The organism is Streptomyces gossypii (assembly GCF_025165795.1).
GTDB classification, from domain to species: domain Bacteria; phylum Actinomycetota; class Actinomycetes; order Streptomycetales; family Streptomycetaceae; genus Streptomyces; species Streptomyces gossypii.
Map to the genome: position 1 here is coordinate 515,050 of NZ_JAJAGO010000002.1, position 13,181 is coordinate 528,230.

Genomic DNA, 13,181 nt, shown 5'->3' on the forward strand with positions numbered 1-13,181 from the left:
TGTACTGCCTCCCCCGTGCGTCGAACGTCACCGAGGATAGAGGTGCGGCCGACTGCTGTTGTGGACGGGCCACGGGCCCGGCTCGGTTCCCGCCCCGGCAGCGGCGCGGAGCGGGCCGAGCAGCCGGGCCGACCGGCTGTGCCGACGGTCGGAGCCCGGCGTCCGTCGAAGCCTGCCGTCAGCCGCAGCCTGCCGTCCGTCGAAGCCTGCCGCCGGCCGTCAGCCGGCCCGGGAGTAGATCTCCGGTTTCCGTCCGTCGGCGAAGCTACGGCGCAGCTGCCCGTCATCGGTCAGTTCCAGCGTGGTCGTCGGGCCCGGCTCGCACGACTCGTCCGAGGACTGGTAGGTGACCCGGGAGCCCGCGAGTGCCACCGGCGGCCCGTAGGACCGCAGATCGGCCTGGAACCGGCAGCTGAAGTTGGGGCCGTCACCGCTGATCGACACGACGGTGTCCCCGATCTGCCCCTGACTGACGACCACCCGGAAGCGGTTGACGTCGCCGGTGCCGAACGACCGCTCCCAGGCGCCCAGATAGTCGGAGGGGATCTTGTCGTCGTCACCGTCGTCGTCGTTGTCGCCGTCCTGGTCCGGCTCCCGGTCCTGGCCCCGCTCCGAGCTGTCGTCGGAAGGGGACTCGGGCGGCTCCTCGGGCGTGCTGTCCACGTCGGTGCCGTCGGGGCCGGGGCTCTGGCTGGGCGTGGGCGGGGTCGCCTGATTGCCGCCGTCGCCGTCGTCCAGCAGCGCGTAGGCCGTCACTCCGCTCACCACGATCAGCAACGCGACCAGCGCCGCGATCAGCACGGGCGTGCTGTTCCGGCCCTGGGGCCCGGGGGGAACGGCCTGCGGGTAGTAGGTGAGCGGGACATAGCCGGGGACGGCGGTCGGGGGCCCGGAGTGCGGACCGCCGGGCCCCATGCCGGGATGGCCTGGGTATCCGGGAAGCGGCGTGGAGGGGACGGCGTAGGCGGCAGGATCGGCCGGTGCCGCGTCCCCGCCGGTCGGGGTGGACCCGCCGGACGGGGTGGCCTGGCCGGACGGGGTGGGCGTGGCCGGGGGCAGTGCGAGCGGGGCCGACGAGGCTCCGGTGCCCACCTCCGTCGGCAGGTGATGCAACGTGGGCGGCGTGGACGGGCCGTTGGAGGCTGGCGGCCAGGCGGGCTGCTGTCCGGGGGGCGTGGCTTTGGCGTCCAGCGTTGTCGGCGGCGGGGAGGTGGGCGGTGCCGGGATCATCACCGCGTCCGCGGCTCCTTCGGCACTGTCACCCGCGGCTCCTTCGGCACTGTCACCCGCGGTTCCGGCCGCACCCGCGGTTCCGGCCGCACCCGCGTCGGCCGCACCTGCGTCGGCCGCACCCGCGTCGGCACTGCCACCGTCCCCCGCGTCCGCAGCGCCGCCCGCATCCGCCGCGACAGGCTCGCCCGGAGGCTGGACCAGCGGCGATCCGTCCCCGTCCGTGTCGCCGTTGTGGTGCTCGACGTTCAACAACTCTGTTGCATGTCGCCCCAGTTGGGCGACCAGCGAGCCGGGCAGCCAGGGCTCGTCCGAGCCTTCCGGGTCTGCGGGGCGCCCCAGCGTCTCTTTCAGGGTGGGAGGATCGCCAGGCGCCCGGTCGGCGGTGAGCGCCAGCACCTCCTCCAGGGTGGGCCGGTCCGCCGGGTCCTTCGCGAGGCAGCCCGCCACCAGTTCGCGGAGCCCGTCCGGCAGCTCCGAGAGGTTCGCCTCCTCCTCCGCGATGCGGTAGAGAACCGCGTGTACACCGCTGTTGGCGTCGCCGAACGGCAACTGCGCGGTCGCCGCGAACGCCAGCACCGAGCCGAGGCAGAAGATGTCGCTGGCGGGGGAGAGGCGCTCCCCGCGCACCTGCTCCGGAGCCAGGAAGCCGGGCGTACCGACGATGGAGCCGGCGCGCGTCAGCCCGTCACTGGCGACGGTCCCCTCCAGGGCGCGGGCGATGCCGAAGTCGATGACGCGCGGGCCGTCGATGGTGATCAGCACATTGGACGGCTTCAGGTCCCGGTGCACGATCCCGGCCGCGTGCACGGCCTGGAGCGCATGGGCGAGCCCCGAGGCCATCAGCCGTACGGAACGCTCGGGCAGCGGCCTGCCGTTCTCCGCGATGACCCGCTGGAGGGACGGCCCGGCGATATAGCCGGTGGCCACCCACGGTGTCGGAGCCTCAGTGTCGGCGTCCAGGACCGGTGCCGTCCAAGTGCCCCCGACGCGGCGTGCGGCGCGCACCTCCTGGCGGAATCGGGCGCGGAACTCCTCTTGTGCGATGAGTTCGTCCCGCACCAGCTTGACCGCGACCGTACGGCCGCGGTCGTTGCGCGCGAGGTAGACGCGGCCCATGCCGCCCTCGCCGAGTCTGCCGATCAGCCGGTATCCACCGATGCTTCGTGGATCCTGCGGCTCGAGCTGTTCCATGCTGCTTGGTCCCTTCCCCGACACGGAGGTTATGCCCGCGCATGTGGAGAAGGGGCGGAGCGTCGCCGATCTGTTACCGGTCTATGCCCTGCCGTTCTGGCGAGTCCGCCGCCTCCAGCGTCTCCAGCGCTTGCGAGAGCCTACCCAGTGCCCCGAGCACCACCTCGAACTCGGTCTCCCCGCCCAGTTCTTCGGCCAACCGTGCGGCGAACCGGGCGTGGCCGGGGGTGATCCGGGCCATGGCCGCGTGCCCCGCCTCCGTCGGGGTGAGGAGCTTGGCCCTGCGGTGCGCCGGGTTCGGTTCGTACGCAGCCAGGCCGCGCTCCACCAGCAGGTCCGCGATGCGCTGGACGCTCTGCCGGGTGATGCCCATCGCGCGGGCTATCCCGGAGACCGGCAGCGGCTCGTGCAGGACCGCGCCCAGCACCTGCCACCAGGCGGCGGTCAGCCCGGCGGGGCGGGCGAGCCCCTCGGCGACGGACAGGAACTGGCCGTTGAGCCGGAAGACCGACAGGGCGGTGCCGCTCAGCAGCGGGGCGGGATCCGGCAAGGAGCCGCCGCCGCTCATCCCTGGGCCGCCGCGAAGACTGCGTACGCGTCCTCGTCCGAGTCCTTGAAGAGCCGGAACCAGGCGTCCAGTACCTCCGGGGTGAAGGTGCCCAGCCGGGCGAAGATCTCACGGGCGAAGGCGACCGGCTCGGTCGGCCCGGCGGTGATCAGATCTTTGTCGGTCACCGCGTCCGCGTCCTTGTAGTGTGCGCCGCCGCCGTAACCGGAGGACGCCAGATACTCCGGTGCGGCGCTCGTGTGGCCGCGGTCGTCCAGCAGTCCCTCGGTGGCCAGCCCGAAGGTCGCCCCGCAGATCGCGGCGACGGGCACTTCGGCGGCCAGGAACTGGCGGGCGGTGCGGGCGAACGGAGCGAGGGTGTCCCCGAACCAGAGGTCCGCTCCGGGCAGGATCAGCAACTCGCTGTCTTCCGGGCGGAGTTCGCTGAGCGCCAAGTCCGGCTGGATGCGGAGCCCCGCCTTGGTGGTGACGGGCTCGGTGCTCGGCCCGACGGTGGTGACGCCGCCGGGCAGATGGGCCGCCGCGTGCCCGTACTCGTAGTCGGCGAGGGTGTCGTAGACGGCCAGGTGAAAGCTCATGGCACTGCTCCTTTGGCTCACTGGTTGCTCTGCCGTACCGCTCTGCTGCTGTGCCGCTCGGCGCGACATGACAGCATTCTGTCGCTACGACAGCATGCTGTCAACATCCGCACGCTCCCTCTGCTCCCTCTGCTCCCACTGCTCCCACTGCTCCATGGCCCTCGGTCCTTCGGCCCCTGAGCCCCCTGAGCCCCCGGGCCCCGCCGGGGCAGGGCCTACGCTGGGGGCCCGACGCCTACCACCCCACGGCGGCGATCGGTACGAGCGAAGAGGTGAAACCCGTATGACCAGCAAGGACACCAATCGCACCGGCCCCGGCGGGCAAGCGTCGAAGGAGGCCGTGAAATCCGCGGACCGCGCGCACGTCTTTCACTCCTGGTCCGCGCAGGGGCAGATCGACCCGCTGGCCGTCGCCGGCGGGGAGGGCTCCTACTTCTGGGACTACGACGGCAACCGGTATCTCGACTTCTCCTCCCAACTGGTCAACACCAACATCGGCCACCAGCACCCGAAGGTCGTCGCCGCGATCCAGCGGCAGGCGGCCCGGATGTGCACGATGGCGCCCGGCTTCGCGGTCGACGTACGCTCCGAGGCCGCCCGGCTGATCGCGGAGCGCACTCCAGGCGACCTGGACAAGATCTTCTTCACCAACGGCGGTACCGAGGCGGTCGAGCACGCGGTACGGATGGCCCGGCTGCACACCGGCCGCCCGAAGCTGCTCTCCGCCTACCGCTCGTACCACGGTGCAACCTCCGCCGCGATCAACCTCACCGGTGACCCGCGCCGCTGGCCCTCGGACACCGCCTCCGCCGGTGTCGTCCACTTCTTCGGCCCGCACCTCTACCGCTCGCACTTCCACGCAACCACAGAGGCCGAGGAGTGCGCCCGCGCGCTCGCCCACCTCGAGGAGACGCTCGCCTTCGAGGGGCCGGAGTCGGTGGCCGCGATCATCCTGGAGACGGTCGTCGGCACCGCCGGCGTGCTGGTGCCGCCGCCCGGCTATCTGGCGGGCGTCCGGGAGATCTGCGACCGGTTGGGCATCGTCTTCATCCTGGACGAGGTGATGGCGGGCTTCGGCCGTACGGGCAGCTGGTTCGCGGCCGACCTCTTCGACGTCACGCCCGATCTGCTGGTCTTCGCCAAGGGCGTCAACTCCGGCTACGTGCCGCTGGGCGGGGTCGCCCTCTCCGCCGCAGTCGCCGCCACCTTCGACCAGCGCCCGTACCCCGGCGGGCTCACCTACTCCGGGCACCCGCTCGCCTGCGCCTCCGCCGTCGCCACCCTGGAGGCGATGGCCGAGGAGGGCATCGTGGAGAACGCCGCACGGATCGGCGAGACGGTACTCGGGCCCGGCCTGCGCGCCCTCGCCGCGCGCCACCCCTCGGTGGGCGAAGTGCGCGGCGTCGGCGTCTTCTGGGCACTGGACCTGGTGCGGGACCAGGCAACCCGCGAACCGCTGGTGCCGTACAACGCCTCGGGCGCCGCCAACCAGCCGATGGCCGACTTCGCCGCCGCCTGCAAGCGAGGCGGCCTCTGGCCGTTCGTGAACATGAACCGCACGCATGTCGTACCGCCGTGCACCCTCACGGAGTCGGAGGCGAAGGACGGCCTGGCCCTCCTGGACGACGCGCTGTACGCGGCGGACGCGCACACCACCGCAGGCACGGCAGGAGTGGCGGGCACGGCGGACATAGCGGCAGCCACCGGTGTGCGGGACCTCCGAGCGGGGCGCCTGCTGTGATCCGCCGCAGCACCCTGCGCGCGCAGATCGCCGTCGCACTGCGCGACGAGATTCTCGCCGGACGGCTGCCGACCGGCCGCGACTTCACCGTCAAGGAGATCGCCGAGCAGTTCGGCGTCTCCGCGACGCCCGTACGGGAGGCGCTCGTCGATCTCGCGGCGCAGGGGCTGCTGGAGGTGGAGCAGCACCGGGGCTTCCGGGTGCACGAGTTCACGATCGAGGACTTCCGGTCGATGATCGAGGCGCGCACCCTGGTCTTCGACGGGGTCTTCCGGGGTGTGGCGGCCCAGGGCGCGGCCGTGCGGGCACCGGACCCCGTCCTGATCGCTTCCGTCCGCCGCCGTGCGGAGGCGGCCGAACGGGCCGCCACCGCCGGAGACCTGGATGTGCTGATCGGCTACGACCTGCGCTACTGGCGGGAGTTGAGCGGGATCATCGCGAATCCCTATGTCTCCGACTTCCTGGACCGGCTGCGCGTGCAGTGCTGGGCCTTCGCCGTGCCCTTCCTGCGGCGCGAGGAGGAGCTGGGCGGTCAGCTGTGGGCCGGACACCGGGAGTTGGCGGCGGCCGTCGAGCGGCGGGACGTGACGGAGGCGGAGCAGCTCATCGGGGCGTACAACGCCCACTCGCTTGCCCTGGTGCAGAAACTCAGCGGGCTCTGACGGCCCTCCGAGGCGAGGCTGCGCGGGCTTCCATCGGATTCTTCGATCCGTGCTTCTTTCCGTGTGTGAACGCCTGCAGGCTGCAACTGCCGGGCGCACGGCATTACGCTGTTGCGAGCCCTTTCCGAGGAACGTCGCCGTGCATTGGAGCACCCCTTGGCTTGTGACCTCTGGCTGGTCCCCCTCGTGGACGTGCTGTGCCACAGCCCCGACAATCCCTTCGCCGACGAGATCGCGACGTACGACCGGGCCCTCGCCGATGCGGGTATGCCCCCGGTGCCCGTGTACGGCTACGTCGCCGGGCTCTCCGGCGACGTCGCACCGGTCGCGGGCTTCGACTACGACGCGCTGCACCTGCTGCGCCGCGTGCACCTGCTGCATCTGTGCGGCTTGGAGGTCACCCCGGTCGACGCGCTCGGCGGGGACTACGAACAGCTGCTGGAGATGTTCGAACCGACGGCCCAGCAGTCGCATCTGGTCTGGCATTACGACCATGCGGGCGCGTATGTGCCCGTCGATTTCGCGGTGCCTCTCTCCAACGACGAACTCCTGGAGGGCGGCGGCCCGTTGGGCTCCGGCCACGGGTTGCTGCGCGAACTGGAGGCCGTCGCCCCCTATCTCGGCATCGACCCGGCCAACCCGCCCCCGCCGCCCGAACCACCCGCTCGTCCCACGGAGCTGGAGGAGCCCGCGGCGCCGATCACCTACGGCGACAGCCCGTACGCACGGGAACGGCACGTCTGGCTGGGCCTGCACGCGGCGGCCACCCGCAGTCTCGCCCAGGGCTCGATGATCATCTTCAGCTGAGCGCGCCATGCGGCACGCGCGGCGGGCCGTCCCCTTCGGCGGCCCGCCGCGCGGACCGCATTCCCGGCCGGTGAGCTTGAGTACACTCCAGCTCAAGCTCAGTCCCTACAGTAGACGCTATGACCGAGATCACACCGGAGTTGAGCATCGGGCAGGTCGCGGAGCGCACCGGCCTCAGCGTCTACACCCTCCGCTTCTACGAGCGCGAGGGCATCCTTCCGCACCCCGTGCCGCGCGGCCACGGCGGCCGCCGCGTCTACCGCGAGGACGACGTGGAGTGGCTGCAGATCTGCATCTGCTTCCGCGCCGCCGGGATGCCGCTCCCCGCCATCCGCCACTACACGGAGCTGGTCCGGGCGGGTTCGGGCAACGAGCAGGAGCGTCTCGCACTGCTGCTCGGGCACCGTGAACGAGTGGCCCAGCAGCTCGCCGAGGTCACCAGATGCCTGGACTTGATCAACCACAAGATCGGTATCTACGAGGACCACCTCGCCCGGGGCACCGCCGCCGAGTTGTGGACGGGGGGCGAGCGCGAGCCCGTCAGCGGGTGAAGGTGTGCGCGGCGCGGTGGAACGCGGCGCGGTGGAACGCGGCCCGGTGGAACGCGGCCCGGTGGTCCGTTGCGCGGTGGTCCGTGGCCGGTCGGTCCGCGCCGCGCCGGGCGCGAACCGGTTCAGAAGCTGTTGTCCTACCCCGGGCTGGGGCAAGACAACAGCTTCTCAGCGTGAGCCCTCCGGCGGCCGCTGCCGCGGCATGCTCGGGCGGTTGCCCGGCATCGGGGGGAAGCGGGGCACCGAGGCCTCCTCCGTACGGGGCGGGCCGCCCACGCGCCCGGCCTGCGCCCGCAGCGGCGCGGGCGACGTACGGAACTCCACGATCCAGTCCGCCGTCTCCGCCCGCACGATCTCGGTGATGTCCTGGGTGAAACGCCGCAGCACGTTGAGGCAGCGCTCCGCCGCCTCGCTCGCGGTGCCCTCGGTCGGGCCCAGCGCCTCCCGGACGCTCTCCGCCGCCCAGTCGTACTGCAGTTCCTCCAGTCTGCGCTGCACCGCCTGTGCCGTGGCGACATCCCGCATCCAGCCGGAAGTCAGCCCGAAGTAGCGGTCGCAGCCCACGCACACTGCCGCGCTCAGCAGCGACACGAAGCCCCAGGTGCCGAGCGAGGTGTCGAAGGCGTCGGTGAGTTCCAGCAGCGGCAGCGCGGCACCGATCGCCACCGAGCCCACCGTGCCGCCGCGCAGTGTGCGCGCGGCCCGGCGCTTCCAGCGACGGTCGGCCAGGTACCAGTCGGCCGTCCGCAGCGCGCCCTGCTCGACCCACTGGTAGAGCTCGTCGAGCCGCTGCGCCGGTTCGCCCCAGTCACCGATCGGGAAGGCGCGGCCGAGCAGATCGCCGCGCACCTCCTCCCGCTTCGAGCTCTTCTCCCGGGTGCTCTCGCCGCCGCGCTTCGCTCCCTCCCCCTTCGTCCCGTCCTGCGCCGTGCCGTCCCGCGCGGTGTCCCGCTCCCGCGCGGCGCTTCCGTCCCGGTCCCGCGACGCGCCCTCGGGCCGCATCTCCGGCTGACTCACCTGCTACTCCCAACCCCGGACCGCACCCGCGGCCCTCTGGAACTGTCTGCTCAGCTGCCACCGCGCGCCAGCAGCCGCTGTCACGCCGTGCTCGCGACGCCGTGCTCCCGACACTGCGAACCCCCCGCCGGGCACCGTCGCCCGGATGACCGCGCCGCAGGGCGAGTCCCGGCGAAATCACTCGAAAGAGGTACCTGTCAGCAGCCGGTACGCCTCCGCGTACTTGGCGCGTGTCCGCTCCACCACCGGGCCGGGCAGCTCGGGCGGCGGCTTCCGGCCGCCGCGGTCCCAGCCCGACTCCGGCCCACCGAGCCAGTCGCGGACGTACTGCTTGTCGAAGGACGGCTGCGGACGGCCCGGCTCCCACTGGTCCAGCGGCCAGAAGCGGGAGGAATCCGGAGTCAGCACCTCGTCGGCCAGCACCAGGCCGCCGCCCGGCTGGTCCGTGCCCGCGGGTGCCCCCTCCCCGTCGAGGCCGAACTCGAATTTCGTGTCCGCCAGAATGATGCCCCGTTCGCGGGCGATGCCGCGCGCCCGGCTGTAGACGGCGAGCGTCGTCTGACGCAGCAGCGCCGCCGTCTCCACCCCGGTCAGCCGGGCGACCTCCTCGTAACTGACGTTCTCGTCGTGCTCACCGACCTCCGCCTTGGTGGCCGGAGTGAAGATCGGCGCGGGCAGTTCGGAGCCATCGGTAAGGCCCTCCGGCAGTGCGAGGCCGCACACCGTGCGGGTCGCCTCGTACTCCACCAGGCCCGAGCCGGCGAGGTAGCCGCGCGCCACGCACTCGACCGGGAGCATCCGCAGCTGCCTGCACACCGTCGTACGGCCCGCCCAGTCGGCCGGGGCGCCCTCGGGGACCTCGGTGGACAGGACATGGTGCGGCACCAGATCGGCGAGCTGCTCGAACCACCACAGCGACAACTGGGTCAGGATCCGGCCCTTGTCGGGAATCTCCGTCGGCAGCACCCAGTCGTACGCGGAGATCCGGTCGCTGGCGACCATGACCAGCTCGCCCGCCTCGTTCTGGTACAGATCGCGCACCTTGCCGGTGTGCAGATGCACCAGGCCGGGCACCTGCACGGGCTCGGGCTTCTCGACGAATCCGGACACAGGTCTCTCCCATCGGCACGCGGACTGGCCATTCTCCTGTACGCGGACGGCTTCCGCGCTCCAGGGGTCGGGGCGACAGCTTCTCAGTCCCGCTTGCAGATACGGTCCAGCAGATTGGCCGTGGCCCGCTGCACCCGCGCATCGGTGTGGCCGGGGCGGTCCAGTGCCGGGGACCAGGCGAAGGTGCCGGAGGCGAAGACCAGCGCGCCGCTGGGCGCCCGGTAGAGCGACGTCTCCTGGTGGCGCAGGGTGCCCGTGCGGTCGTGGTACGGGGAGTGCGCCAGCAGCATGCGCCCGCTGTGCTCCGGCAGCGGGGTGCGCGGGTAGTAGCGGTCCGCCTCGCCCGCGACCAGACCGGGCAGCTCATCGCCCTCGGCTGCCCCGGTCGACTCCCACAGCCAGTGCTCGGCGTTCCGCACGACCAGCGGGTACGGCTCCGGGACCTGGCTCGCGTACTGGATGCCCAGCAGCCGCTGCTCCGGATCCGACTGCTCCCGCCACAGCGCCGAGCGCCCCGGGCCCCTGCGCTTGCGGCAGCTCAGCAGCCGGTCCGGGTCGCCGCTGGGCAGCGCCTCCAGCTCGACCTGCCAGTACATGGAGTTGGCGGAGAGGAAGACCAGCGCGGTGCCGTCGTCCCTGGCCCGCTCGGCGGCGCGGCGCATCGGCACCGACCAGTACTCGTCGTGCCCCGGGAAGATCAGCCCCCGGTACCGGCTCGGATCGATCCGGCCCGCGTGCAGATCGCGGGTGTCGGCGTAGGCGAGGTCGTAACCGTAGCGTTCGGCCCAGCGGATGAAGTCGTAGGCGTGCCCGACGTGGAGGGGGAGCCCGGCGCCCGCGTACGGACGGTCGAAGGAGACCGTGACCGCCGCCTGCTCCTCGCCGAGCAACCGGCCCGAACCTCCCCAGGCGTGATAGAGGCTGGCGCCCGTACGGCCGTCCTCGGGGAAGAGGTTGTACGCCTGCCAGGTGATGTCGGGCATCAGCAGGAGCAGGTCCGCGGGCTCGGGGTCGCGGATGGTGAAGGGGATGTGCGAACGGTGCCCGTCCGCCGTGGTGAGCACGGCGACATGTGCACCCGTCGACCAGTAGTCCGGGATCTGCAGGCGCCAGGAGAGCCACCAGTGGTGGCAGGAGACCGTGCGGTCGGCGGCCAGCGGCTCGGGCTGCACGATGCCGGAGAGCCGGGGGCTGGTGCCGATCTTGGCGGCGCCCTCGCCGCCGTAGTGGCCGATCCGGTAGATGTCGACGCTGAAGGGCTGGGGCGGATTCACCGTGATCCGGAAGTCGATCGACTCACCGGGGCTGACACCGCCGTCACCGGAGGCGAAACCCTTGATCTGGCAGGCGACGTCATCGGCGTTACGCGGGCCGTTTATGTGCCCGGTGCTGTGGCCGGCGGTGGCGGACGTGCCGTCGCGCAGCCCCACGTACCAGGGGATCATCTGGCCGTTCTCGAAATACTGCTCGCTCCCGCGCAGCCAGGGCAGCGGGCCCTGACCGAAGGGATCCGAGACGGCGTGGGCCAACGCCCCCGATTCCCAGCGCCCCATCTGTTCGGTCACCATGTCCGACTCCCCTCGCACACGTCCCCCGTACTCACTGCGCCCAGCACATCACATAAAGCGAGCACGCTGTCCTTATTCGTCGCGAAATGGTTGAAGTAGTTACCTCTTACGAGGTGTCTCGGCGTGTACAGCGGGTGCGCAGCAGGGAGAGTGTGTGTACGCGCACGGGTCCGGGGGCGCGCGGGCGTGCCCCCGGCGAGGCGCGTGCCGGACGAGACGTGCGCCGGAGAGGTGCGCGCCGGAGAGGTGCGCCGGACGGGGAGGTCCCCGTCAGACCAGCCGCACCGGCTTGTCGGCCCGCACGCCCACGGTTGCCAGCCATCCCCGCAGCGGCCCCGGGTCGCCGTCCTCGACGAGGGCCAGCACCGGACGCGTCAGATCGGCCGCACGCTCGCCGCCGAGCAGCAGCGCGGGGCCGTCCAGCCAGTCGAGCCCGGGCGCCGCGCCCATGGTGTCGACCGCGGCACAGCAGACGGCCGCGGTGACATGCTCCGCCAGCAGCTCACGGCCGGTGCGCGGCGGCCGGAGCGGCAGCCCCATGGGCGACGGCGGCCCGACGGCCCCCGCGTGCGGCCCGCCGCCTGGGTCGGCGGCCGGGCCATCGGCAGCGCGCGCCAGCTCCTCCCGGGCCACGGCGGCACTGATCCGTGCCCCGATCGCCTCCCCACCGTCACCCGCCAGCCGCTCGATCACCCGCGCCAGCGTCGCGTCGTACGGCAGCCCGCACTCACGCGCCTGCCCGCCCGCTCTGCCCGCGCCCGCCGCGCCTGCCGCCCCCGCCGGGGCCTCCGTCGCGTCGAGGGCCTCGAAGAGGCGGGACGTCTCCATGCGCCAGATGCGGTCGACGACCTCCTCCGGATAGTCCGCCCAGTCCACCGGTGCCCAGTCCGCGTCCGGCCGGGTCGGCTCGCCGTGGAAGAGGCGGGCCGCCAGAAGGGAGATCGCCGTGTCGACCGCGCCCGGCTCTTCGAGGAGGTCGCAGGCGGGCCGCTCGCCGAGCCGGGAGGCGAAGCCCTCGGCCAGCCGGTCCCGCCGGGAAAGCTCGGTCAGCGCCGAAACCACCCCGGCGTTCAGACGGCCCGGCCAGCGCCCGGTGCGCCAGGCAGGCAGCGCGACTCGGGTCAGCAGCCGGTCCCAGCCCGCGTACGCGAGGCCGACCTGCTCCTGCGCCGTCGTCCGCAGGCCGCGGTCGACGGTCTTCGCGCGGTCCGCCGCCGCCGCGGCGACCCCGCGCTCCATCTCGGCGGTGTGCGGCCCGCAGGAGCGGAGCATCGATCTCGCCACCCAGCCCACGAAGCGCAGCCCCGCCCGCCGCAGCGGCCCGAGCACCCAGCCGCCCTCGGCCGTACCGCCGCCCGCCGAGCCTCCTTCTGCCGGACTGCGCCCTGCCGGACCGCCCCCTGCCGGACTGCCTCCCGCCGCCGCGCGGGTGCGGTCCGCGAGGGCCACCGCGGCGTCGAGGCCGCGCACGCATCTGCGGGCAGCCGCTATGTCCGGATGCGCGGACGGCCCCGTACCGGCGACCACCGGGGCGAGCAGCGAGCGCAGCTCCGCGACCCGCATCCACCACAGGAACGGTGAGCCGATCACGAGAACCGGCGCCTCGGCCGCCGCCTGCCCCGCGCCCCCGCGCCGGGCGCCGCCCGCCCGCTGATGGGCGGGGTGGGTGCGGTCCTCCAGCCAGCTGTCGCAGTCCGGGGTGAGCGCTATCGAGGACGGAACCGGCACCTCCAGACGCCGTGCGAGATCACGCACCAGCGCATAGAGATCGGGCGCGGAGGCTTCCTCCACGGGGATCGTCGGAGTGAGCGCGGGCTGCGCGCGGGCGATCACCGCCGCGACGCCCGAGGCCACCGCGAGGGCCACCACGGCGACCCCCGTCACCGCCCATCGCACGCCGTCCCACCCGCTGCCGATCCGGCCCGTGAGGCTGGCGGCATGCAGCACGATGGCCACCGCGGCCGGCAGCAGCGCGACACTCAGCGCCGCGCTGCGGATGCGCAGGACGGCGAGGGCGTGGCCGCGTGCCGAGAGGGCGCCTGCCTGCCGGCTTTTCCGCACGAACTGCTCACCCCCAAGACAAGCCCTGAGACCGCGAGGTACCCCCTCACTGTGGCACCGCGCACTGACAACGCAACGTGCGGCGGGCCAGTCG

Annotated in this window: 11 protein-coding genes; 4 read left to right on the forward strand and 7 right to left on the reverse strand. The window is 72.7% G+C overall.

Going from position 1 to position 13,181, the window contains the following annotated elements; genetic code table 11:
* Positions 1-219: 219 nt before the first annotated feature.
* The 3 genes from LHJ74_RS05870 to LHJ74_RS05880 all read right to left on the reverse strand — a co-directional run bounded on the left by LHJ74_RS05870 (position 220) and on the right by LHJ74_RS05880 (position 3,570).
* The gene (locus LHJ74_RS05870; RefSeq protein WP_260216427.1) at positions 220-2,424 is read right to left on the reverse strand and encodes a serine/threonine-protein kinase; all 2,205 of its coding nucleotides are present in this window, start codon (positions 2,422-2,424) and stop codon (positions 220-222) included.
* Between the two features lie 73 nt (positions 2,425-2,497).
* A complete protein-coding gene (locus LHJ74_RS05875) occupies positions 2,498-2,992 on the reverse strand; it encodes a MarR family winged helix-turn-helix transcriptional regulator (protein ID WP_375546665.1) in 495 nt (164 codons plus the stop codon).
* On the reverse strand, positions 2,989-3,570 hold the full coding sequence (locus LHJ74_RS05880; protein WP_260216429.1) for a DJ-1/PfpI family protein: 582 nt from the start codon (positions 3,568-3,570) through the stop codon (positions 2,989-2,991). Before LHJ74_RS05880 ends, LHJ74_RS05875 begins: the two co-directional genes overlap by 4 nt.
* 283 nt (positions 3,571-3,853) lie before the next feature.
* Between LHJ74_RS05880 and LHJ74_RS05885 the strand changes: the two genes are divergently transcribed.
* From LHJ74_RS05885 to LHJ74_RS05900, 4 genes are all read left to right on the forward strand, one after another.
* Positions 3,854-5,311, forward strand: coding sequence for an aspartate aminotransferase family protein (locus LHJ74_RS05885; protein ID WP_260216430.1), 1,458 nt, complete (start codon positions 3,854-3,856; stop codon positions 5,309-5,311).
* Positions 5,308-5,973, forward strand: a complete 666-nt coding sequence (locus LHJ74_RS05890) for a GntR family transcriptional regulator (RefSeq protein WP_260216431.1) — start codon at positions 5,308-5,310, stop codon at positions 5,971-5,973. The genes LHJ74_RS05885 and LHJ74_RS05890 overlap by 4 nt, the downstream gene beginning before the upstream one ends.
* A gap of 156 nt (positions 5,974-6,129) precedes the next feature.
* Positions 6,130-6,780 carry a putative DNA-mimic protein gene (locus LHJ74_RS05895; protein ID WP_260216432.1) on the forward strand — a complete coding sequence of 217 codons (651 nt, stop codon included), beginning with the start codon at positions 6,130-6,132 and terminating at the stop codon, positions 6,778-6,780.
* Between the two features lie 119 nt (positions 6,781-6,899).
* A complete protein-coding gene (locus LHJ74_RS05900) occupies positions 6,900-7,331 on the forward strand; it encodes a MerR family transcriptional regulator (RefSeq protein WP_260216433.1) in 432 nt (143 codons plus the stop codon).
* Positions 7,332-7,499: 168 nt separating this feature from the next.
* Here LHJ74_RS05900 and LHJ74_RS05905 read toward each other — a convergent pair whose 3' ends face one another.
* The 4 genes from LHJ74_RS05905 to LHJ74_RS05920 form a co-directional block, all read right to left on the reverse strand.
* Positions 7,500-8,348, reverse strand: coding sequence for an SLATT domain-containing protein (locus tag LHJ74_RS05905; RefSeq protein ID WP_260216434.1), 849 nt, complete (start codon positions 8,346-8,348; stop codon positions 7,500-7,502).
* A gap of 177 nt (positions 8,349-8,525) precedes the next feature.
* Positions 8,526-9,458, reverse strand: coding sequence for a phosphoribosylaminoimidazolesuccinocarboxamide synthase (locus LHJ74_RS05910; protein WP_260216435.1), 933 nt, complete (start codon positions 9,456-9,458; stop codon positions 8,526-8,528).
* Positions 9,459-9,541: 83 nt separating this feature from the next.
* Entirely contained in the window at positions 9,542-11,026 is a 1,485-nt protein-coding gene (locus LHJ74_RS05915; RefSeq protein WP_260216436.1) for a N,N-dimethylformamidase beta subunit family domain-containing protein, read from the reverse strand.
* A 270-nt stretch (positions 11,027-11,296) separates the two neighbouring features.
* Positions 11,297-13,087 carry a hypothetical protein gene (locus LHJ74_RS05920; RefSeq protein ID WP_260216437.1) on the reverse strand — a complete coding sequence of 597 codons (1,791 nt, stop codon included), beginning with the start codon at positions 13,085-13,087 and terminating at the stop codon, positions 11,297-11,299.
* Positions 13,088-13,181 lie beyond the last annotated feature (94 nt).

Excerpts from the sequence above, each read along its gene's own strand:
- LHJ74_RS05885 (WP_260216430.1), top strand. The coding sequence starts at position 3,854 with ATGACCAGCAAGGACACCAATCGCACCGGCCCCGGCGGGCAAGCGTCG.
- LHJ74_RS05880 (WP_260216429.1), bottom strand. The coding sequence starts at position 3,570 with ATGAGCTTTCACCTGGCCGTCTACGACACCCTCGCCGACTACGAGTAC.
- LHJ74_RS05870 (WP_260216427.1), bottom strand. The coding sequence starts at position 2,424 with ATGGAACAGCTCGAGCCGCAGGATCCACGAAGCATCGGTGGATACCGG.
- LHJ74_RS05875 (WP_375546665.1), bottom strand. The coding sequence starts at position 2,992 with ATGAGCGGCGGCGGCTCCTTGCCGGATCCCGCCCCGCTGCTGAGCGGC.
- LHJ74_RS05915 (WP_260216436.1), bottom strand. The coding sequence starts at position 11,026 with ATGGTGACCGAACAGATGGGGCGCTGGGAATCGGGGGCGTTGGCCCAC.
- LHJ74_RS05900 (WP_260216433.1), top strand. The coding sequence starts at position 6,900 with ATGACCGAGATCACACCGGAGTTGAGCATCGGGCAGGTCGCGGAGCGC.